This window comes from Streptomyces sp. NBC_00289, assembly GCF_041435115.1.
In the GTDB taxonomy this organism is placed as follows: Bacteria; Actinomycetota; Actinomycetes; order Streptomycetales; family Streptomycetaceae; genus Streptomyces.
The window spans coordinates 9,796,148-9,816,248 of record NZ_CP108046.1; the positions used below are offsets into that span (position 1 = coordinate 9,796,148).

Consider the following 20,101-nt stretch of genomic DNA (forward strand, 5'->3'; position numbering starts at 1 on the left):
CTGTACGGCGGAGCTCCCGGACAGCAGCCGACCTCGCCGGCCGGTGCGAGTTCGGCGGGCCGTGGCAAAACGCGGCTCGCGGGACCACGGCGTCGAACCCGGCAAGCCGCCGGCCCAGGCCGAGTCGTGAAGCGAACGAGCAACGGCTCGTGCTTCGAGTTTCGCGAGCGCGCAAGGCGCCGGGCGGGATCAGCACGCAGGGCAGCGGAGACACAGTGATCTTCGGTGCCCCGCCAGCGCATAGGCCACCACCCTGCGCCTTCCTGCCTGACCCGACACAACAAGTGTGAGGGGCCCACGAGAGACTGATTGCTCGTGGGCCCCTTGCCGCCACGACGTAACCCAATCCGGAGGAACCGGCATGAGTGACGGAATCGCCTGGATTGGCGCACACAGCACCACAGGCAGTTCAGCCGCCCTGCCCGGCATGCTCGGAGGGATATCGCTCACCTGCGCCCGCGGCGTCGACGCGGACGAGTTCCTCATCGCGCTGGGCGCCGACCTCGACGAGCTCGCCGGCCGTACCCCCGGCAAGGACCTCGTCGTGCCGGCGAGACGACGAGGCGACCACTCGCCTCACGTGAATCGCGCGATGTACGGGGCGTGCGGCGACTGGGTGTACGTGCTGGAGGACTGGGGCATGGCGACGTGGGCCACCGGCTACCGAAAGGTGGAGTCGATGCGGCCCGCACCGGACGAGGAGATCGTCTGCGTGACGCTGAATTCATGGAGCCCGCCGCAGAGGATCATCCATGCGCCAGGTGACGGGCCCGCCTGGCAGGCCGAGTTCGGGCAGGACACCGGACAGGACTCGGCTCTGGATGCGGCACTCCACGCGGCCGGCGCAGTGTTCCCGTCCATCGGGGAGGTGGGTGAAGCCGCTGTGGTGGCGTACTACGAGGAGCACGGACCCCGGCTGCCGGCAGCGGTGTTCGGCGCCGTCGGCACCTACTGCGGCCTGTCCATCGACCAGGAAGCGGTCCGGGCCGGTGATCTTCCCGCAGTCTTGATACCCATGGTCTGAACGCCGGCAACGGCACTGGCCCCTCTTACCAATCGCCTCGTCGGTGACCCGCCGCGCGCTGGAGAGTGACTCGTGCGGCACGATCCGGGCCGCCAGCATCCATTGCACCGCATTGCTCAGCTCCGCACCGACCGGCGATCAGCTCATCGGCCACGTGGATAAGCGACCGAGGCAGATGGCCACCGTCCAGACCCGGTCGCGGTCCTCGGAGCCTGTACCAGGAGCCAGAGTGATATCGCCGAGAGTGACTCCTGCCGTCGACAATGCTTCTTGCAGCGCACGGCGTTGGGGTCGGCAGTGCGCCTCGACCTCGGAGTCAACAATGCCGATGCCGATCGAAGGATCAGGGTGCCCGTCAGCCCATCGCGGCCGCATCGACAGCAGCGGACGCGACTTCGCGAAGGGCATCATCTCCGGTGGTCGTGGCGGCGACCACAGCTGCGGGTTGTTCGACCCGTGCCGGCTGTACTTCACTGACATCGGGTTGGCCGACAGCCCCTTCCCCGGAACCGTAGCGAGGTACTGATGCGCCGTGCCCTTCTCACACCCTTGCCGGCGGTATTCCTGACCGGTTGTTCGCTCCTCGGCCAAGACACTCCGTGCCTCGAAGCCAGCGCCGACTCGCAGGTCTCCGCCGTGTGGCAGCCCGCTGACTTCGGCGGCCGGGACGAGGTGAAGATCCGGCTGTGCGTGGACGACACCTGCGAGGAGCGGACATCGGGCAGTCCCGACGACCCGTTCGCCTCGCTGTCGGTTCAACTCCCCGACGACGTCGGCGAGTCCACCCTGCCGGTACGGCTCATCGTGACCTCCGCGAAGAGCGGTGCCACGGTCGTCGAGGACAGCACCCGGGCCAAGCTGACGGAGCAGCACCCCAACGCCGCGTCCTGCCCACCCACCACGTGGACGGCGACGTTCCGCGCCCACCCCGACAAGGGCCTCACCTCGCCCAAGGGCATGAGGCTTCAGTAGGCCCGTAAGTCCCCTACGCGAGCGCCCGTCCTTCCGGCATCACCGGGAGGACGGGCGCTGCGCGCTGTTCTTGACCGGATTTCTGGAAACAGGTCGGAGACAGCTCGAGCCCGGATCTCTGATTGCTCGGTCAGGTGCGTGGGGGAGGGGTCCTGCCGGGGCTCCAGCGCGACGGTTTCTCCGGAAACGATGCGCGATGGCGACTGCGGGATGCCGAGGCTGCGCCCAATCGCATCCACGGCCTCGGCTGGTTCGACGAGGCACTGAAGTCGCCCCAGCCCGAGCAGGCCGGGCGCGCCGGGAGACGCCTGTACCGGCGGCGACTGCTGTGAGGAAAGTCAGGGCGGGCCTGGCCGAGCGTGATGGGAGCGTCAGCGGATTTGCGCGACGCTCTCAGCCAGACGGCCATGCGTGGCACCCTCACCGACAACAGCAGTCGCACCGGCCTGGTGCTGTAGGCCAACCGCCGGGGCCCGCATTTACCCTGCTGGTGGGTACGGGCCCCGGCGGTGCCGAAACCGTGGGCGGCGGTCGCCCACGAGCGCCTTACGGTGCGATCTCGAACTGCGGCGGCTGGAGTCCCGCGAGGCAGCTGGTGTCCGGCGCGGTCGGACGGGCGAAGAACGACGTGGTGATCGTCTGCGCGCACCGCGAGTCGGCGAACACCACGTGGGCGACGTAGGGGACCGTGACGGCGGTGGAGCGACTCAGCGTACGGGCGACGTACGCCCCGTTGCTCGGCGCCGTCTGGGCGTCGAACCCGCCGGACAGGGCGAGGGTCGGGATGTCGCTGCGGGTCACGTCCCGGACCCACGGTGGTGCCGGGGGGACGTCCCAGGCACGGCAGTCGTCGTGGAGCCATGCGAGTTGCGGGGCGTTGGCCAGCATCGATCGGGGGAACGACGGGAACGCGCGGTGTCCGCCCCGGATGATGTCGGCCCGGCTCTCGTAGGGGGTCCACTGGCTGCAGAAGACGCCGTAGACCAGCCCGTGGGCGACCCTTCCGATGGCCTGCGGGCTGTACTTGCCGCCCGCCAGCTGCTCGGCGATCCGCTGCGGGTTGCCGTGGGCCAGTTCGTCGATGGAACGCGGCACCCCGGCCGCCACGTGGGTGGCCGAGGTCAGCCAGGTGACCAGGTTGCCTCCGTCCAGCACGACCTTCACCGGCTCCGGGTGGACCGGGACCGTGACGGTGGTGGTGATCGGGTCGGCCTCCAGCTTGCTGACGAGGCGGAGGAAGGTGGCCTTCAGGTTGGGGTAGCGGGTGTTGCAGGCGGGCTGCTCCTGGCAGGCCTTGAACAGGCCGTCGAAACCCTCTCGTGCGGCCTTCCAGGTCACGGCCCCGCCGGCGATGGACGGCGGCAGGATGCCGTCGATGCCGACCGAGCGGATGCCCTTGGGGTGCAGGCGCATGTAGTTGAGCGCCAGGTGGGTGCCGTAGGAGATCCCGAAGATGTTCCACTTCTTGACACTCAGCGTCTTGCGCAGGGCGTCGTAGTCGGCCGAGCTCTCGATGTCGTTGTAGGTGCTGCGGTCGGCGCCCTGGGCGTCCACACGGTCGCGGCAGGCCCGGGTCGCCTCGACGTGCAGGCGCCCGGTGGACGGCGCGTTGGAGACCAGGCCGAGGGCGCGGGCGTTGAACTGGTCGATGTTCGGGCAGGTGAGCTCCGGGTCGGCCGAGTAGGTGCCGCGTTGGGACATGAAGATCACGTCGCGGTCGCGGTTCAGGTTGCCGGCGAGCGCCATCGGGATCTCGGAGACCGCGTCGTCGCCGGGGCCGCCGGCGAGCCACGCGATCGGGTCGGGCGAGGGACGGCTGCTCTCCGCGGGCATGATCGCGACAGCGAGGGTGATCCTGCGCCCGTCGTGGCTCCTGGGCCCCTGGGCCCTGGAACGCTTCTCGGGCACGGTGAGGGTGCCGCAGCGGGCGCGCGCGAGATCGGGGATCGGGTCCGCCGTCCTGGGGCAGGGGCCCGGTTCGAAGTGGGCGTCGCCGACCGTACGGGCGACCGTGCCGATCGGGCCGTCGGTGCCGGAACGGGCGTGTGCGGGCATCGCGGCGAGGCCGACGACGAGGGCGCCGGCCGCGGCTGCGGCCAGCGTTGCCGGACGTCGTCGCGCGGGGCGCCGACTGGGAGTCATACCAGGGGACATCGTGCGTACTCCGGTCAGGGGATGATGGTGAACGGTTTGGGTTCGACGTCTGGCACGCAGCCGGTGTCGGGCGCGGTCGGCCGCGCCAGGAAGGAGCGCAGGACCGACGCGGCGCAGGGCTCCTGGGGCACGACCCAGTGGGTGATCCCGGGAATCACCACGGCGGTCGAGCGGGGCAGCGTGCGGCCGGTGAACGGCCCCCAGCTCGCGCCGGTCTTCGCGTCGAAGGTTCCGGTGATGATGAGTGCGGGCACCTTGCTGTGGGTGGCCACCCGCTGGACCGCGGTGCGGTCGGGGACGTTCCAGACGCGGCACAGGTCGTGCTCGAAGGGCAGCTGCGGTGCGTGGGCCAGCACCGTGTCCGGCCATCCGGGGAAGGCCCGGCGACCCGCCCTCAGTACGTCGCGCTTCGAGAAGCCCGGGGCCCATTCGGCGCAGGCCACCGAGTGCGTCAGCCCGTGGGCGAACTCGCCGATGGCGGGCGTCGCGCCGGCGGCCTGGGCCCGCGCGAGGCGCTCCGGATTGCCGGCGGCGAGTTCGTAGAGGGCTGCGGGGACGTCGACGGCCGGCACCAGTCGGCCGTTGGCGACCAGCAGGTTCACCAGCGTGCCCCCGTCGAGGACGACCTTCACCGGGGTTCCGCCACCGGGCGGCGGTACGGTCAGCGTCAGGGGGTTCGCCTCCAGCCGCCGGATCTGCTCGGTGAGCGTGCGGGAGAGGTGCGGGTAGCGGGACTTGCAGGCGGGCTGGGCGTTACACACCGCGAAGATGGCGTTGATCCCTTCCTGGGCGCTGTCCCAGGCCCACGGCAGGCTCACGATCTGTGGCGGCACGACCGAGTCGATCGCCAGCGAGCGGATGCCCTGGGGGTGTCGGCGCAGGTAGGTGAGGCCCAGGTCGGTGCCGTAGGAGTAGCCGTAGACGTTCCACTTGTTGATGCCCAACGCCTTGCGGAGGGCGGCGAAGTCCGCGGCGTTCTCGGTGGTGTTGTAGGCCGTGAGGTCGTTTCCCTCGGCCGTCAGGCGTTCCCGGCACTCCTTCGCCGCGCGTACCAGCCCTTGTCCGGTGGACGGCGCGTCGTAGCGCAGGCCCACGGCGGTCGCGTTGAACCGGTCCATCTCCGGGCAGGCGAGGCTCGGCTGTGAGTGGAGCGTGCCGCGCTGGGCCACGACGATCAGATCGCGGTCGCGGTTCACGCCGGAGTCGATCAGGAAGGGGATGGCTCCGAACGCGTCTCCGCCGGGCCCCCCTTCCATGAACACCACGGGGTCCGCGGCCGGCGTCTTCGACGCTGCCGGGATGATGGCGACGGCCAGCCGGATGGTCCGTCCCGTGGGGCGCTCGCGGTTCTCGGGGACCTCCAGGAAGCCGCACCGTCCGGGAACCGGCTCGGGCGTCTGTGGGCAGGGGCCCGGCGCGAACCGTGCCGGATGCCCCGACGGTGGCCCGCCGACAGGCGGCGACTGGGCGCTGCTCGGCGCGGTCCCGATCGCACCCAGGGCGCCCACACATGCGGCGAGGAGCGCCGCCTTCGTACGCGCCCTCCGGCTGCGTCGTGGATGGATGTGTCGATCCCGACTCTGTACGGGCGTCCCGGTCCCGGAGAAGGAGGGCAGGGGGCCGGGGCCGATGTCGTGTCCCGCCATGTGATCTCGTCTCTCTGACGTCCCTGGCCACTCCGGTCGGGGGACGGTTGGCATGGCTGCGCCCCGCAGCATGGCCGGGCAGGGCGCGTACGCCAGCCTGCGTTCGGGCAAGGGCTTCCACCACTGGTCGCCTCCACTTGGAGCAGTCCCACCTCGGACCGGGGCTGTCCCTGGTGCCCAGCCGACCGGGGAGGGGCGGAGCCACCCCCGCTCCGGTGGTCACTCAGCCGTAGGCCTGAGGCAGGCGGCGCGTGCTTCGTTGCCGCCACGTCGTCCGCATGTACGTCCTTGGACCACCCCGTAGCGTGGACTTAGTGGTCTGAGTCGTAAGTCCTTCGGGGGTTGACTTCGGAGCTGGTTGTGGGTGTGCGCGGTCAGGTGTCGAGGGCGGTGAGGTGGAGGTGGCAGGCGGTGTCGAGGGCGTCCTCGGGGGTGCCGCTTGCGCTGCCGGTGGGCAGGAGGGCGTCCTGGTAGCGGTCGCTGGCCGGGTCGTGCGGGGCGAAGCCCCAGCGGCTCGCGGTGCCGTGGTAGCGCAGGCGCATCAGCTTGATGCACTCGCCGTCGGCCAGTTCGCCTTCCACGTAGGCGAACTGGCCCCGGTGGCGGACGTGGAGGCCGGCCAGCTGCGGCCAGGCGGCCTGGGCGCGCATATTCAGGTACAGCTCAAGCTGGAGCCGGGTATGTTCCGAGGGCGTTGGCACAGCGGACATCCTGCCGCAGGGCCGGGGACCGGGATGCGGCAGGATGCGGCCTGTCCTGATCCACTTCTCGTGATCGGCATGTCTGCCTTGCCCGTTGCCTCCGCCTGCCCGATCACTCTGACCGCCTCCGAGCGCAAGCGGCTCAAGACCATGGCCTACGGTCACAAAACCGAGCACCGGCACCGCCAGCGCGCCCAGGTCGTCCTGCACGCGGCCCGGAACCGCTCCAACGCCCGCATCGCCCGGGAGACCAGGCTGCACCTGGACACCGTCCGCACCTGGCGCGGCCGATTTGCCGGGCACCGGCTGCCCGCCCTGTCCGACCGCAAGCGCTCCGGCCGTCCGGCCTCCTTCACGCCGCTGCAGGCCGCCCAGGTCAAGGCCCTGGCCTGTCAGCTGCCCGCCGAGAGCGGGATGCCGCTGTCGCGCTGGTCGGCCCCGGAGCTGGCCCGCGAGGTCGTCGCCCGCGCCATCGCCGGCGCGATCTCCGCCTCCACCGTGCGGCGTTGGCTCAAGCAGGACGCGCTCAAGCCCTGGCAGTACCAGTCCTGGATCTTCATCACCGACCCCGCCTTCCGCTCCAGGGCCGAGCGCGTGCTCGACCTCTATGCCCGCATCTGGAACGGCGAAGCGCTCGGCGCGGACGAGTACGTGATCAGTGCGGATGAGAAGACCTCCGTCCAGGCCCGCTGCCGCTGCCACCCCACCCTGGCCCCTGGGCAGGCCAGGGCGATGCGGGTGAACCACACCTACGGACGCGGTGGAGCGCTGGCCTACCTGGCCGCCTACGACGTCCACCACGCGAAGATCTTCGGCCGCTGCGAGCCGAGAACCGGCATCGCCCCGTTCATGGCCCTGGTCGACCAGGTCATGACCCAAGAGCCCTACGCCAGCGCGAAACGCGTGTTCTGGGTCGTGGACAACGGCTCCTCCCACCGCGGCAAGAAGGCCGCCGGCCGGCTCACCGCCGCCCACCCGAACGCGGTCCTCGTCCACACCCCGGTCCACGCCTCCTGGTTAAACCAGGTGGAGATCTACTTCTCCGTCGTGCAGCGCAAGGTCGTCTCGCCCAACGACTTCACCGACCTCAACGAGGTCGAGAACCGGCTCCGAGCCTTCGAAGACCGCTACAACGCCACGGCACAGCCGTTCCAATGGAGGTGCACCACCTCCGACCTGGACGATCTGCTGGCCAGGCTCGACCGGCACACCGCCGATCACCCAGAAGAATCCTCCGCGACGCCGGAAACATGATCAACCCCCGAAGGACTTACGACTCAGACCACTTAGGTTCTGTGTCTTTGGTCAGCGTCGAGTCCAGTTGAGAAATGCGGTCTCGGTGTCGAAGGCGGGCGGCCGGCCGCCTTCGACGGCCTCGCCGCAGACGGTGGCCCACCTGGTCGGATGGTTGAGGGATGACCGCTCGGATTCCGCGACGCCGCGGATGCGCCCGGATGGCAGGGGAGGAGTAGGCCCGGTCCGCCAGCACGGCCAAGGGCCGTGTACGTGGCCTGCCCGGGCCGCTTCGGGGCACACGGATGCGGGCCATCACCGTCTCGAAGGCTGATGCGTCCCCGCCCTGGCCTGCGATGACGGTGAATGCCAGTGGCCGGGCCCGACCGTCCGCGGCCAGGTGGACTTTGGTGCTCAGCCCGCCGCGTGAGCGTCCGACTGCATGGTCGGCGGGCTCGGCGCGATCGACGGCCCCGTTATCGGTGCGCCGGCGGCGCGCTGGTGGGCCCGCACGACGGTGGAGTCCACAGATGCGGTTCCAGTCGATGTCGTCGTCGCAGTCCGATGCGGCCAGAACGGCGGTGAGGATCCGTTCCCAGGTACCGTCAACGCCCACCTGGTCAGGCGTTTGTGAGCGGTGTCGGCGTCGGCTGAACCTGGGTTCTGGATCACTTTCAGTGCTGGGGCCACGGAGGGTCACCGAAACCGCGATCATGAACGGTCGTGGGTGATGTTCTCCTCCAGAACCTGTGGTTCCACCAGGTCCAAGGTGTCGTGATCGAAAACGTTGTGCCTGACGGCGAGTTGGTGGCCGTGCGGGCCCGGGCGGTTGCGGAGCGGGTCGTATGTCCAGCGTGCGGGACGCTGTCGTCTCGGGTGCACAGCCGGTACGTACGGCGGCTCGCCGACAGCTCGGTCAGAGGGCGTCCGGTGCTGATCGAGTTACAGGTGCGGCGGTTCCGCTGCGGCCAACGTTTGTGCAGACAGGCGACGTTCGCCGAGCAGGTCGACGGACTGACCGTCCGGCACGGCCGACGCAGCGCCGGGCTGCAGACAGTGCTGGAGCGTGTGGCGGTGATGCTGGCCGGCCGTGCCGGTGCCCGCCTCTCCCAGACTCTGGCCGCCGGGGTGAGCAGGTCGACACTGCTGCGGTTGATCCGTCGCCTGCCGGAGCCCGAGACCTCGACACCGCGGGTGCTCGGGGTGGACGACTTCGCGCTGCGCAAGGGCCACAAGTACGGCACGATCCTGATCGACATCGAAACCCGTCAGCCCATCGACCTGCTGCCGGACCGGACGACGTCGACGGTCGCCAAGTGGCTCGCCGACCATCCCGGCATCGAGGTGATCTGTCGGGACCGCTCCACCGCCTATGCCGAGGCCGGACGGCTCGGCGCCCCGAACGCCATCCACGTCGCGGACCGATGGCACATCTGGTCGAACCTTACTGAGGCCGTCGAGAAGACAGTCGTTCAACACCGCGCTCTGCTACGTGAGCCGCACGACGCCGCCACGGCCCAGGCCGTCGCGGACACGGAGAACACGAACCTCGATCCGCCCTCTCCCAGAGGGCCGCGGACAACCGGCCGACTCTCCGACCGCATCCGGGAACAGCACGCGGCTATCCACGCTCTCCTCGAGCAGGGCATCGGACTGCGCGCGATCGCCCGCCAACAGGGGCTGGCCCGCAATACCGTCCGCCGCTTCGCCAACGCGGCAAGCGCGGACGAACTCCTGGTTGGCCGGTGGACCGGCCGAGCCAGCATTCTCGACCCCTACAAGCCTTACCTGCACCAGCGGTGGGCGGAGGGCTGCACCGTCGCCCGCCGCCTGTTCGAGGAAGTACGCGAACGTGGCTACCCCGGCGGCGAGAACGTGGTGAAGGTCTACGTGGCCAAACTCCGCGAGAACTTTCCGCACGACCCGCCCCACAAGACGCCGTCCGTGCGGAATGTGACCAGCTGGCTCACCCGCCATCCCGACCGCCTCACCGAGGACCAGACCCAGCAGCTCAAAGCGATCCTGGCTCGCTGCCCCGCGCTCGACCGCACCGCCCACCACGTCCGCACGTTTGCCGAGCTCATGAACAACCGTCAGGGCCGGGACCTGAACAAGTGGATCACGAGCGTCCGGGCCGAGGACCTGCCAGCCCTTCATACCTTCGTCACCGGTCTCGGCCAGGATCTCGATGCCGTCGTCGCCGGCCTCAGCCTTCGCTACAGCTCCGGCGCGGTCGAGGGTCAGAACAACAAGATCAAGATGTTGAAGCGGCAGATGTTCGGCCGAGCCAACTTCGACCTGCTCCGCAAACGGGTCCTCCTCACCGCGCGATGCCGTTCATGATCGCGGTTTCGGTGACCCTCCGTGGCCCTAGCACTGAAAGTGATCCAGAACCAGGATTCGGGCGACGGCGAGAAGCGGTCTGGAATGAACCGAACTCGTCGTCCCGCGCTGCCTGTGTACGGCCTCTGCACGCCCCGCCGAGGCGTAGCCCTTTTCCGCAGAGCCTGGTTTGTCACCGCCGGGTGGCTCGACGGCCTGGGGGCGGATGTCACTGCTCCTCACCCTGATGGTCACACTCACGTCCTCGCTGATGTCCGCCTTCGAAAGGAGCACTCCTCCTCGTCCCCTCCGACGAGGCACCCCGGGGCACTCGCGACCCGCACTTTCCGCTCGTCCATGTGTCCCGGGGCGTTGCCGATGTCCGAAGTGCGTCGTTGGGACTGGAAGATGGAGGATTAGGCTTCCGGGTTGCGTGGGGGTGGCAACTTTTTCCGATGCAGCATGCAACCATACGAGTCCTTCACATGTCGTTCACTCACGTGACACAGAACCCTGGGGGGACCATGAACCAATACATGCGCATCAGACTCTCCGCCGCCGCAACGATCGCGGCCTGCGCGCTCAGCCTCACCGCCTGCAGTTCGGGCAGCACCGTCACCGACACGCCCAAGGCCGCCCCTGTCAGCAAGAGCAGTGAGAAGAAGCCTGCCGCGAAGAAGTCCAAGGCTCCGGACGTTGCCAAGATCGGCGACATCATCGCCCTCAAGGGCACCGAGGACGGCAGTAAGCTCGACGTCACCGTCGTCAAGATGGTGGACCCCGCGAAGGGCGCCGACGAGTTCACCACGCCCTCGTCGGGCAAACGCTTCGTCGGAATCCAGTTCCGGCTCGTCAACACGGGTACCGCCACCTACAGCGACAGCCCGTCCAACGGGGCACAGATCAGCGACGCCGACGGCCAGCAGTTCCAGACGACGTACGGCGAAATTTCCGCAGGGCCGGCGATGTCCTCGTCCGTGAAGCTCAAGCCCGGCGCGAAGGCGCTCGGTTGGATCGTGTTCGAGGTGCCGAAGGCGTCGAAGGCGGCTACGGTCCAGTTCGCGATGGACTCCGGGTTCGCCGATCAGTCAGGCGAATGGAAGCTGTCCTGACGCGTAAATAGCAGCAGGTCAGGGTGGGGGTAGGCAGGGCTGGGTGCCCGGTGGCTGTGGCGCTCGCCGGGTGTCTGGGTGCGGGTCGGTCAGGCCGCGCCTTCCAGCGGGTTGAGGGTGACGGTGTAGCCGAGCTGATTGAGCGCACTGATCGCGCGGCGGGTGGCGCGTTCGGGGTCGCGCTGGGCGAAGTAGGTGCCGCCGAGCTCGTGGTAGGTGACGTTGTCGGTGAGCATGTGCCAGATCGCGGTGATGATCGAGTGCTCGACGGCGACCAAGGCTCGCATCGGGCCGCGGCGGGCGGTGAGCCGCTTGTAACGGGCCTGCAGGTAGGTGTCCTTGGTTCTCACCGCGCCGAGTGCGGCGAGTCCGAGGGCGCCTTTGAGATAGGGATGCCGGGTCGGACTTTGGTGCTCTTGGTTCGGCCGGCGGACTCGTGGTGGCCTGGGCAGACGCCGGCCCAGGACGCGAGGTGCCTGGCGGAGGCGAACCGGCTCATGTCCCCGCCGGTCTCCGCGATGATCACCTCGGCGACGGCCCGGTTGATCCCGGGGATGGTGTCGAGGAGGTCGAGCGAGGGACGAAAGGGAGCCATCGCCCCCTCGATCCGCTCGTCCAGCTGCCGGATCGCGTCGGTGAGCTGGTCGTAGTGGTCCAGGTGCAGCCGGGCCAGGAAGGCATGGTGGCTGCGGAAGCGTCCGGTCAGCGCCTCGGTCAGCTCGGGGATCTTGTTGCGGAGCTTGCGTTTGGCCAGCTCCGCGAGGACCTGCGGGCCGCGTTCCCCGCCGATGAGGGCTTCGAGCATGGCCCGGCCAGAGACCCCCATGATGTCGGAGGCGACCGCGGACAGCTTGATCCCGGTGTCCTCCAGCAGCTTCTCCAGCCGCTGCACGATCTGGCCGCGCTCGCGGGTCATCTGGGTGCGAGCCCGGGTCAGGTCTCGCAGCTCGCGCACCGGCTGGGGCGGCACGAACGAGGCCCGCACCAGGCCATGCGCACCGAGCTGGGCCAGCCAGGCCGCATCCGAGACGTCCGTCTTGCGGCCGGGCAGGTTCTTGACCTGCCGCGCGTTGACCAGGATCACGTTCAACTCCCCGGCCAGAAGGTAGTAGAAGGGCTTCCAGTAGTCCGACGTCGCCTCGATCACGACCAGGGTGACCTCGGCGGCGAGCAGGTGATCGCGCAGGGCGAGCACCGCGTTCGTCGTCGAACCCCACGTCGTGGTCTCGGTCGCGAAGGCCCCCCGCCGCTTGGTACTCGGGGTGCGGACACACGCCTTGGCATCCTTCTTGCTGATGTCCACACCGGCGCAGCGCTCGTGCAGCACATCCACGTCCCTGTCCCTCCCTCAACGGCCGAGTGGTACGCCGTTCCGGGGGGACCAAGGTGAATCAGGAATTCTGACGCACGTGCTCGCAGCAACACTCCACGGTTCCCGTGGACGGCCCCCAGCACCACGCTGACCTGCGAGCTCACCGGCATCACAGAGCATTCGGTTTCGGCCGGAACGAACCCCACCAGCGTCCCGCAGCGGTATCAGCCCGCGTCAGAGGCAGACGGAAGCACCCCAGCGCGCGCCACAGGATTTACCACGCCCCCGGCGCGCACCGACGGTGCGCTGGACCGCTGACCTGAAATGACGATTGGGCCGGCCGCACCGCACCCATCGGCGTGCGGCCGGCCCAACGCGCACGCACGGCAGAACCCTCACGCTGGATCGTCCCGGTCTACGCAGTCGATCTGCCTTACCCTCACGCCCTCACCCGGGGCTAGAGCAAGACCTGGACACTGTGATCGTCGCGCTCGGATTCCTTACAGCAACGGCCCCACCGAGGGCGTCAACACCCAGACCAAGCTGATCGCGCGCCAGATGCACGGACGAGCGGTATTCCCCTCCTGCGCCACTTCCCTCGTCACTCGACGGCTTCATCGCCGGGTTGTGGGCTGAGAAGTCGACGTGCCGTGCGGTCAGTCGGGGGCCCGGCGCGGGAAGGATGTCCGGCCGCCGGGGCGAGGGCTTCCGCGCCGGGCGGGGCCTGTCCGAAAGCCCGGGTACGGGGCGTGCGGGCTTTCGTGGCAAGCGAGGAAGCAGCTCAGCCGGGATGTCCGTAGGGCAGGGGCGCTCCGGGCTGGGCAACGGGGGTTGGACGCCGTGGGTGCCGAGTCCTTGGAGGGTGCCGGTGGCTCCGTGCAGCGGTGCGCTCTGCGCCAAGTACACGGTCGTGTTGCCGTCCAGGTGTGGGCACAGGCGGGCCGCGGTGTTCACATGGCGGGCGCAGAGGGGCGGGTGATTGGTCAGCACCTCCGCCGTGCCGGGAGTGTGGTCGTGCGGCCCGGCGAGGAACACGAGTCGCCGGTGATGGGACAGTCCCGGCCAGAGCCGAATCCGCTCGGATTTACGCGCGGCGGGGGCACGTTTGGCGACGTGCCGGGCGAGGTTACTTGGATGCGAGGTGTCCCAGCGGGTGGCCGCCCGCGAGGACCGTTTGGGCGTGGTTCCAGTCAGTGTGGTCGATTCCGGTGACGTGGCGCAGGTAGGCGAGGGTGACCTGCTGGACGAGGGTGACACGGTCGGGGTTCTCGTCGGTGGTCTCTGCTGCCTGGTAGCCGGAGATGCCGCCCAGGAAGTGCTCGCCGCCGTGGACGGTCAGGAGGCTCTTGTTGCCATGGCTGAGGGTGTAGGGGTCGGTCGTCCAGGCCGGGCCCCGGGTGGAGAGCGGGAGATCGTCCTTGTCCCCGGCGACGACGAGGCCGGGGGCGGTGATGTGGGAGAAGTCCTGATCGCGCAGCCAGGGAAGGTTGTCGTGGGCGAAGGGGGTCAGCGCGTCGCCACCCTTGCCGGCGGTGGCCAGTTGGATGCTGGCCGTGATCCGCGGGTCGGACAGGTCCTCGGTGATGCCGGTGTGCGGGTCCCTGACGCGCAGACCCACCAGGATGCCCGCGGTCTGCCCCCCGAAGGAGTGTCCGGCCGCGACGATGCGACGGTGGTCGATCCGGCCTGCCAGGCCCGGCACGGCGGCCTCCAACGGGACGAGCTCGTCCAGGATGCGCTGCATGTCCTGGACTCTGTAGCGCCATATCTGGGGCCTGCGGGGATCGTCCGTTGGAAGGTTGAGCCGCTTGGAGTCCAGGTGGGTGGTCTGGAGGACGACAAAGCCGCCGGACGCCCAGTGGTCGACCAGCGGGGCGTAGCCGTCCAGGTTGGAGCCGAAGCCGTGGGCGAAGAGGACGACGGGCAGGCTGGTGCCGGTGGTGGGGGCGGTGACGCGGACGTGCACGTGCTCACCGCGCCGTGGTGTGCTCAGCGCGAGCGGCTTGACGGACACGGTGGCAGTGGGGGAGGGGCCGGTGAGGCCGGTCGTGGGATTCGTGGTCATGCGTGTGTCTGCCTTTCGGTGGGTGACGGGCCGAGGGATGCGCACGATGCGTTCGGCGTTGAGGTGGCCAAGCTTGTCCCGGCCCCGTTCGTCGAGAGGGGGTGGTCGACGAAAGCGCAGGCGCCGCCCTTTCCGCCTAACGCGCCGCGGGAGTCGACGCCGCCGAGACCGCGATCGGCTCGCCCGTCGCCGGCTGTGGGGGCGCCGTAGGGGCAGTCCGCGCCAAACATGATCCGGTCGGGTCCCAGTACGTCCACGGCCCCACTCAGCATGCGGTGGCCGTAGAGGCCGCCGGCGGTGACGCGAGGTTGCAGGTGATGTAGTCCAGGACGCGGCGCTGCAGGTGCGGGGCAGCGGTGCTGAGCAGATCGGCCCGGTCGGCGAGAGGTACGAGCATGTCGCCCCAGTGGCCGAGGACGATCTGCAGGTCCGGGTGCCGGTCCAGGGTTTCGGCGAGGATCAGGCGGAGAGCGGCCAGGCCGGCTTCTGGGCAGCGGCTTCGAACACGGCGGCGCAGTTCCGGGGTCCAGGCGTGTTCCTCGACGCCAATCACCCACCGGGCCGGTGCGGTGTCCTCAGTCATGGACACTCCGTTCGTCGTTCAACTCATCCCGATACGGGATCTAACTGGATCATTCGCCCACTAGTGGGCGCAGGAGCTACGGTAAAACTTGACGTTGACGTGAAAGGCAAGCGCGTGTGATGCGGAACACGCAGGAAGGGGGCGGGAATGCGGATCGGGGAGCTCGCCCGTCGCACGGGGGTCACCACCCGGGCTCTGCGGTACTACGAGGAACAGAACCTGCTCACCGCCGAGCGCAGCGGCAGCGGCCAGCGCCACTACGCGGAAGATGCCGTCGACCGGATCCACCTCATCCGCCAGCTGTACGCCGCCGGACTGAGCAGCAAGACCATCGCCGAGCTGACGCCCTGCGTCATCGACGGCCAGGCCACCCCCGAGCTCCTCCAGCGCCTGGCCGCGGAACGCGACCACCTCGACCGGAACATCGCGAACCTCGCCCGTACCCGGGACAGGCTCGACTCCGTCATCAACGGCGCCTCATCCCACATGCACACCGGCACCCCCTGCCCGCGGGATACGACCGCATAGGCTCGCGTCGGCTTCCTGTCGGAAACGGATGGCGAGCTCAAGCGGTCACTGCATCACCGCTGTTCAGGGGGTCAGCGTAGACCTCCGCCGGAGTGCGGTAACCATGGACTTTGCGGGGACGGTGGTTGAGCTCGAGGGTGATGGCGCCGAGGTCGGCCTGGCTGAACGTGCGTAGGTCCGCGCCTATGGCAAGTAGTGCCGTAGCAGGCGGTTGGTGTTCTCGTTGGTGCCTCGCTGCCTAGAGATCGTCTTCAAGGTCAGATTCAGAGCAGGATTGAGGCAATGGTGACGGCGGTTTGGTAGGACTCGCGGGTCTTGTTGCAGCGAGTGGCCAGTCCGCGCCACTGCTGAGCTGGTTAAAGCAGCGCTCGACGACGTCGCAGCGACGGTAGACACATCGGTCGAAGCCGGCCGGCCGTCCGCCGCCTGTGCCGCAGGTCAGTCGGCCCAGTCGGCTCCCGTCCCTCGGCGCGGATCTGCTTCAGGGTCCGCAGATTCCAGGGCAGCGTCTCGCTGGTGTAGACGGGCAGCGGCGGCGGCCCGGCAGGCTTCTCGCTGTAATACGAATCCCCGAACAGGTCCCAGCCCAGGGGGTACGGGGTGGGCGGCATGGAGACATGCGGCCGCTACTCCGGGTCCGGCACAGCGTTCAGGGCGGCGTCCAGTTCGTTCAGCGCCAGGCGCATCGTCTGCACGGCGGTGCCGAACGCAAGGTTGTCGATCCCCTTCGAGTACAGGTACCCCGGGTCCACGGTGAACGCCTCCGACACCCGCCGCGCGTTCGCTTCCTTGTCTGGAAACGCGGTCGAGTGCGCCAGATCCCAGGCCGCCTGCGGCAGATTCCCAGCGCCCATGTCGGCCCAGGCACTGACATTCAGCGCCGTCTGCCTGACGTCGGCAACCGCCTCGGCCAGCGCTTCGCGCGCTTCCGCCACCCGCATCCGTTCCGCTCCTGCCGGCGCCCGCAGTTCTTGCTTGTCCATGGCGGCAGTCTGCCGTAGCTGCGAAGCCAGTTGAGGCGGAACGGGACATCCCGACCCGGAAGACAATCTGTCTTCCGGCCCCCGGTAACCCGGTGCACCCTTCAGTCTCACCGGGATACACGATCATGGACCCGGGCTGGTGCACCGAAACCTTCCCCCCCGGGTCCGGGCCGGCCACCAGGATCGAAGAACCAGCGATCGGCACCCCGCCACAACGTCGGGCGGGTCCTCGCCACCGGTGAGGCATACGCCCGGCCAGCCCCACCACAAGGTCGGCACCAAACCCCGCCGCGGCGCCTGAACTTCCGCCCGCGCGAACCTCCAGGAAGCCCACGAGGTTGGATAGCTCCATGGTGCGACGAGAGCGCGTGACGAAGAGACGGCCTCCCTTCGGCATGCCGAGAAGCATCGTCCTGCTGACGACGCCGGAAGGCTGGCGCCACAGTGTCCTCACCGAGGAAGGCGGGATGCCCTGCGGACGCCTTGCCGAGGTGACGGCCAACACCGACCCAGCCGAGGCGCAGGCCGCCGCGGCGGCCATGGTGGTGGGACTCGCACACGACTTCCACGAAGTACGCGTCGACGTGACCTGGGACCCGCCCCGGGCACCCGGCTCCTGGACCGCCCAGGTCACCGTTGCCACGACCCCACCGAGCGCCTGAAGTTAAACGACAAGGAGAGAGGCTGTCTGATCCGGGGGCGGGACTCCGAACGGCCCGCTGTGCGCGGGTCCGTGTTCCCCTCCCGCGCGTCCCGGGCCGCACGACCTCAGGAGCACACCTTGTCTCTGCTGTTCCCGGGCCCCGCAGCAGACCCTTGCGAACCGCGCCGTTACTGACTTCGGCGCATCAGGGTGACGCTGGGTCGTCGAAGGTCAGGCCGGTGCCTGCTATGAAGCCGTCAAGAGTGTCGGGCCGGTACTGGAGGCGTTTGAGCCGGTTGCGTACGAGGACTTCGAGCCGGTCGAGGGCGACGACGGCGAGGTTGGCCAGGCTGCGCTTGACATGTGCCCATACCCACTCGACGGGGTTCAGGTCCGGCGAGTACGCGGGCAGCAGGAATACCGTCAGCCATTCACGCTCGGCGATCAACTCACGTATGGCGTGGGAGACATGGGTGTTCAGCCGGTCCCAGACCAGCACGATCGGGGCCTTGACGAGGTGGTGGACACCGTCGATCAGCGCGATGAAGTCCCGTTCGCCTATGCTGCGGCGTTTGCCTTTGCCCGCGGGATGGGTGCGCAGGCGGTGACACAGCCGGGTGCGGGAGCCGGGCCGCATCGCGATGAGTCCGGCCACCGACAGGCGGCCCGAGCGTCGCCCGCTCACCGTGACCTGCGGGGTGCGGCCGCGCCGGCCCCAGGTGCGTCCTTTGGGCGGTCGTCGCGTGAAGCCCGCCTCGTCCTCGAAGCAGACGTAGCCCCCGCACGCCGCCCGGACTCTTTTACCTCGGCCCAGGTCGCCTCCTTCCACACGGTCACGGCCTGCTCATCGCGCTCGGCCACCCGCCGCGCGGGTACTTGAGGACTGAAGCCGAGCCGGTGCATCAGCCTCGTGGCACCCGAGACGCTGTAGGAGACGTGGAACTTCCTGCCGATCAGCGTGGCCACCCGGGCAGCCGTCCACACCTGGTCCTCCACCCAGCCATGCGCGGCAGGCCCCTCATCGAGAAACGCAGCCAGCTTTTCCAGACAGCCCGGGGACAGACGGCATCGCGATCCACTCGAGCCACGAGAGACCAGAGCCTGCACGCCACCGTCCCGCCACATCTGCTGCCACTGGTAGGCCGACTTCGGGCTCACCCTCAGGCGCCGTGCGACTTCCGGCGGCTTGATGTCCTGCTCGAACAGCTCCGCCGCCTGCATCCGTACCGTCTCCCGGCGCTGACGTCCCACAGGGGTCAGGCCGCCCCCATCCGCATACCTCATACACCACGGAATACAGACAACACTCCAGACCCATCAGGGACTTCGAAGAAGATCACCCTAACGAGCCGAAGTCAGTAATCACAAGGCGGGTCAGCGCGCTGAGGATCTCAAGAGAGTCGCTACTACGCTCGTCTTGCTTGCCTACAGCGAACTGGCGCGACACTTCGATCTCTCTAGAAGAGCATGCGATCCGCCGTTGTATGAAGACCGCGTGATGCGGCAGCCGCGCATCGCATACTTTGGCTGTACTCTCGCCTTACAGCCAAAGCATTCTCCACTTCTGCCGACGCTGGCGCGTCACTTCACGGGCATCATTCTGCCCGTTGGGACGTGTCAGACCTTAATTCCGAACAGTTTTTCCGCATTTCGGAACGCAATTTTTTCCTTGGCTTCGCGTGGCAAAGCAACTCCCCGGAACCAGTCGGTTTGAGTTTTCATATTTGCAAACGGGTAGTCGGTTGCAAACATCACTCGATCCACACCTATGTACTTCAGCGGGAGATCGAGCAGTTCAGTCTGGGGGAATGCGCTGGTTGTGAACCAGAAATTGTCATGGAAATACTGCTCGAACGGCTTGTCCAGGCTCTTCTTGGTCACTTCGCTCATCTTCTCCACGACGCGTTTGTAGAAGAACGGAAGACCCTCTCCCATATGGCCGAGGATAATCTGGAGCTTGGGATACCTGTCGAATACTCCTGAGGTGATCATTCGGAGGCACTGAGTAACGACTTCCTGGTGCCATCCATATGCAGAGATGCTGAGAACCTGGTCCTGGAACTCCTTCTGATATTCCGGCCGCATATTGCTGTAGTAGATTTCGAAAACTCGTCAGGCGGCAGGCCCGGATGGATGTATATCGGCACATCAAGGGCTTCGGCGCGCGCCAGCAGGGGCTCAAAGTCGGGATGGTCGAGGAATTTCTTCCCGATGATTCCATTGGTCAAACATCCCAGGAAGCCATCTTCCCGAACTGTGCGTTCCAGTTCGTCTGCCGAAGCCTCCGGATTCTGCAGAGGCAAGGTTGCAAATGCCTTAAACCGCCCCGGATAGGTGGCCATCGGTCCGTCGACAAGCGACTTGTTGAGACGATACGCAAAATCGATTCCCTTCTGACCTTTGACATTCTGCACACCTGGCGTATGTGCGGAGAGGATTTGAACGTTGAGCCCTGCCTCATCCATTGCACGGATGCGGCGCGGGCCGAGTTCGGCAAGACCAGTATCCTCGAGGAACAGCCTGTCGTTCAGCACCATCAACTCATGGGTGGAAAAGGTCTCTTCCGTGCCGATGAAGGGCAGGTCCTGGTCTCGCTGTGAAAAATCCGTAGTCTCGTTCGCTGCCGCGCGGGAGGCAATGGCATGCGTGGACAAGCCGGCACCAATGCCAAGTGCTGCCGTGCCGGCTAGAAAGCCGCGGCGTCCCGTCGTGAGGTGCTTCAGAGGGTTTGCGTTGGACTGCATGTCAGTTTCTCCTCAGGTGTTTGTGTGGCGCGGTATCCGTGCGGCATCCGTCTGCAAGACGCGACGGGCTATCTCGCTT

The 20,101-nt window shown here is 68.0% G+C and carries 17 protein-coding genes and 5 pseudogenes; 8 read left to right on the forward strand and 14 right to left on the reverse strand.

The window, feature by feature from the left end; all coding sequences use genetic code 11:
* The first annotated feature begins 361 nt into the window (after positions 1 to 361).
* Positions 362 to 1,024, forward strand: a complete 663-nt coding sequence (locus OG985_RS44325) for a hypothetical protein (RefSeq protein WP_371674072.1) — start codon at positions 362 to 364, stop codon at positions 1,022 to 1,024.
* Between the two features lie 138 nt (positions 1,025 to 1,162).
* On the opposite strand, the gene OG985_RS44330 is transcribed toward OG985_RS44325, so the two are convergent.
* On the reverse strand, positions 1,163 to 1,615 hold the full coding sequence (locus OG985_RS44330) for a hypothetical protein (RefSeq protein WP_371674073.1): 453 nt from the start codon (positions 1,613 to 1,615) through the stop codon (positions 1,163 to 1,165).
* A 45-nt stretch (positions 1,616 to 1,660) separates the two neighbouring features.
* On the opposite strand from OG985_RS44330, the gene OG985_RS44335 reads away from it, so the two are divergent.
* Positions 1,661 to 1,996 carry a hypothetical protein gene (locus OG985_RS44335; RefSeq protein ID WP_371674074.1) on the forward strand — a complete coding sequence of 112 codons (336 nt, stop codon included), beginning with the start codon at positions 1,661 to 1,663 and terminating at the stop codon, positions 1,994 to 1,996.
* 546 nt (positions 1,997 to 2,542) lie between these two features.
* Here the strand turns inward: OG985_RS44335 and OG985_RS44340 are convergent.
* The 3 genes from OG985_RS44340 to OG985_RS44350 form a co-directional block, all read right to left on the reverse strand.
* Positions 2,543 to 4,138, reverse strand: coding sequence for an alpha/beta fold hydrolase (locus OG985_RS44340; RefSeq protein ID WP_371674075.1), 1,596 nt, complete (start codon positions 4,136 to 4,138; stop codon positions 2,543 to 2,545).
* 26 nt (positions 4,139 to 4,164) lie between these two features.
* Positions 4,165 to 5,796 carry an alpha/beta hydrolase gene (locus OG985_RS44345; RefSeq protein WP_371674076.1) on the reverse strand — a complete coding sequence of 544 codons (1,632 nt, stop codon included), beginning with the start codon at positions 5,794 to 5,796 and terminating at the stop codon, positions 4,165 to 4,167.
* 374 nt (positions 5,797 to 6,170) lie between these two features.
* Positions 6,171 to 6,497: a hypothetical protein gene (locus OG985_RS44350; RefSeq protein WP_371666639.1), complete on the reverse strand. Its 327-nt coding sequence runs from the start codon at positions 6,495 to 6,497 to the stop codon at positions 6,171 to 6,173.
* 78 nt (positions 6,498 to 6,575) lie between these two features.
* Between OG985_RS44350 and OG985_RS44355 the strand changes: the two genes are divergently transcribed.
* On the forward strand, positions 6,576 to 7,751 hold the full coding sequence (locus OG985_RS44355; protein ID WP_371666640.1) for an IS630 family transposase: 1,176 nt from the start codon (positions 6,576 to 6,578) through the stop codon (positions 7,749 to 7,751).
* Between the two features lie 81 nt (positions 7,752 to 7,832).
* Here OG985_RS44355 and OG985_RS44360 read toward each other — a convergent pair.
* Positions 7,833 to 8,369, reverse strand: a pseudogene (locus OG985_RS44360) (IS5 family transposase); the annotation flags it as partial.
* A gap of 84 nt (positions 8,370 to 8,453) precedes the next feature.
* On the opposite strand from OG985_RS44360, the gene OG985_RS44365 reads away from it, so the two are divergent.
* Entirely contained in the window at positions 8,454 to 10,073 is a 1,620-nt protein-coding gene (locus tag OG985_RS44365) for an ISL3 family transposase (protein WP_371666483.1), read from the forward strand.
* A 515-nt stretch (positions 10,074 to 10,588) separates the two neighbouring features.
* Positions 10,589 to 11,164 (forward strand): DUF4352 domain-containing protein, encoded by a 576-nt coding sequence (locus tag OG985_RS44370; protein ID WP_371674077.1) that lies wholly within the window; start codon positions 10,589 to 10,591, stop codon positions 11,162 to 11,164.
* An 89-nt stretch (positions 11,165 to 11,253) separates the two neighbouring features.
* On the opposite strand, the pseudogene OG985_RS44375 reads toward OG985_RS44370, so the two are convergent.
* Positions 11,254 to 12,497 (reverse strand): annotated as a pseudogene (locus OG985_RS44375) (IS110 family transposase).
* Positions 12,498 to 12,877: 380 nt separating this feature from the next.
* On the opposite strand from OG985_RS44375, the pseudogene OG985_RS44380 reads away from it, so the two are divergent.
* Positions 12,878 to 13,112 (forward strand): annotated as a pseudogene (locus tag OG985_RS44380) (hypothetical protein); the annotation flags it as partial.
* A 490-nt stretch (positions 13,113 to 13,602) separates the two neighbouring features.
* Here the strand turns inward: OG985_RS44380 and OG985_RS44385 are convergent.
* Together OG985_RS44385 and OG985_RS44390 are read right to left on the reverse strand one after the other, a co-directional pair.
* A complete protein-coding gene (locus tag OG985_RS44385; RefSeq protein WP_371674078.1) occupies positions 13,603 to 14,541 on the reverse strand; it encodes an alpha/beta hydrolase family protein in 939 nt (312 codons plus the stop codon).
* A gap of 265 nt (positions 14,542 to 14,806) precedes the next feature.
* A complete protein-coding gene (locus OG985_RS44390) occupies positions 14,807 to 15,124 on the reverse strand; it encodes a hypothetical protein (RefSeq protein WP_371674079.1) in 318 nt (105 codons plus the stop codon).
* Between the two features lie 147 nt (positions 15,125 to 15,271).
* On the opposite strand from OG985_RS44390, the gene OG985_RS44395 reads away from it, so the two are divergent.
* Complete coding sequence (locus OG985_RS44395; RefSeq protein ID WP_371674080.1) at positions 15,272 to 15,652, forward strand: MerR family transcriptional regulator; 381 nt, start codon at positions 15,272 to 15,274, stop codon at positions 15,650 to 15,652.
* A 37-nt stretch (positions 15,653 to 15,689) separates the two neighbouring features.
* Here the strand turns inward: OG985_RS44395 and OG985_RS44400 are convergent.
* Together OG985_RS44400 and OG985_RS44405 are read right to left on the reverse strand one after the other, a co-directional pair.
* Positions 15,690 to 15,889 (reverse strand): annotated as a pseudogene (locus tag OG985_RS44400) (transposase); the annotation flags it as partial.
* A 389-nt stretch (positions 15,890 to 16,278) separates the two neighbouring features.
* Positions 16,279 to 16,635: a hypothetical protein gene (locus tag OG985_RS44405; RefSeq protein WP_371674082.1), complete on the reverse strand. Its 357-nt coding sequence runs from the start codon at positions 16,633 to 16,635 to the stop codon at positions 16,279 to 16,281.
* A 368-nt stretch (positions 16,636 to 17,003) separates the two neighbouring features.
* Here OG985_RS44405 and OG985_RS44410 point away from each other — a divergent pair, with 368 nt between their 5' ends.
* A complete protein-coding gene (locus OG985_RS44410; RefSeq protein ID WP_371674083.1) occupies positions 17,004 to 17,297 on the forward strand; it encodes a hypothetical protein in 294 nt (97 codons plus the stop codon).
* 186 nt (positions 17,298 to 17,483) lie between these two features.
* Here OG985_RS44410 and OG985_RS44415 read toward each other — a convergent pair.
* The 4 genes and pseudogenes from OG985_RS44415 to OG985_RS44430 form a co-directional block, all read right to left on the reverse strand.
* Positions 17,484 to 17,990, reverse strand: a pseudogene (locus OG985_RS44415) (transposase); the annotation flags it as partial.
* Entirely contained in the window at positions 17,960 to 18,562 is a 603-nt protein-coding gene (locus OG985_RS44420; protein ID WP_371674084.1) for a winged helix-turn-helix domain-containing protein, read from the reverse strand. The pseudogene OG985_RS44415 and the gene OG985_RS44420, both read right to left, overlap by 31 nt.
* A 333-nt stretch (positions 18,563 to 18,895) precedes the next feature.
* On the reverse strand, positions 18,896 to 19,363 hold the full coding sequence (locus OG985_RS44425) for an amidohydrolase family protein (protein ID WP_371674085.1): 468 nt from the start codon (positions 19,361 to 19,363) through the stop codon (positions 18,896 to 18,898).
* Entirely contained in the window at positions 19,267 to 20,022 is a 756-nt protein-coding gene (locus OG985_RS44430; RefSeq protein WP_371674086.1) for an amidohydrolase family protein, read from the reverse strand. Before OG985_RS44430 ends, OG985_RS44425 begins: the two co-directional genes overlap by 97 nt.
* Positions 20,023 to 20,101 lie beyond the last annotated feature (79 nt).

Coding starts and splice junctions, on each gene's coding strand:
- OG985_RS44325 (WP_371674072.1), top strand. CDS start 362: ATGAGTGACGGAATCGCCTGGATTGGCGCACACAGCACCACAGGCAGT.
- OG985_RS44340 (WP_371674075.1), bottom strand. CDS start 4,138: ATGACTCCCAGTCGGCGCCCCGCGCGACGACGTCCGGCAACGCTGGCC.
- OG985_RS44345 (WP_371674076.1), bottom strand. CDS start 5,796: ATGGCGGGACACGACATCGGCCCCGGCCCCCTGCCCTCCTTCTCCGGG.
- OG985_RS44355 (WP_371666640.1), top strand. CDS start 6,576: ATGTCTGCCTTGCCCGTTGCCTCCGCCTGCCCGATCACTCTGACCGCC.
- OG985_RS44370 (WP_371674077.1), top strand. CDS start 10,589: ATGCGCATCAGACTCTCCGCCGCCGCAACGATCGCGGCCTGCGCGCTC.
- OG985_RS44385 (WP_371674078.1), bottom strand. CDS start 14,541: ATGACCACGAATCCCACGACCGGCCTCACCGGCCCCTCCCCCACTGCC.
- OG985_RS44390 (WP_371674079.1), bottom strand. CDS start 15,124: ATGACTGAGGACACCGCACCGGCCCGGTGGGTGATTGGCGTCGAGGAA.
- OG985_RS44395 (WP_371674080.1), top strand. CDS start 15,272: ATGCGGATCGGGGAGCTCGCCCGTCGCACGGGGGTCACCACCCGGGCT.
- OG985_RS44405 (WP_371674082.1), bottom strand. CDS start 16,635: ATGGACAAGCAAGAACTGCGGGCGCCGGCAGGAGCGGAACGGATGCGG.
- OG985_RS44420 (WP_371674084.1), bottom strand. CDS start 18,562: ATGAGGTATGCGGATGGGGGCGGCCTGACCCCTGTGGGACGTCAGCGC.
- OG985_RS44425 (WP_371674085.1), bottom strand. CDS start 19,363: ATGCGGCCGGAATATCAGAAGGAGTTCCAGGACCAGGTTCTCAGCATC.
- OG985_RS44430 (WP_371674086.1), bottom strand. CDS start 20,022: ATGCAGTCCAACGCAAACCCTCTGAAGCACCTCACGACGGGACGCCGC.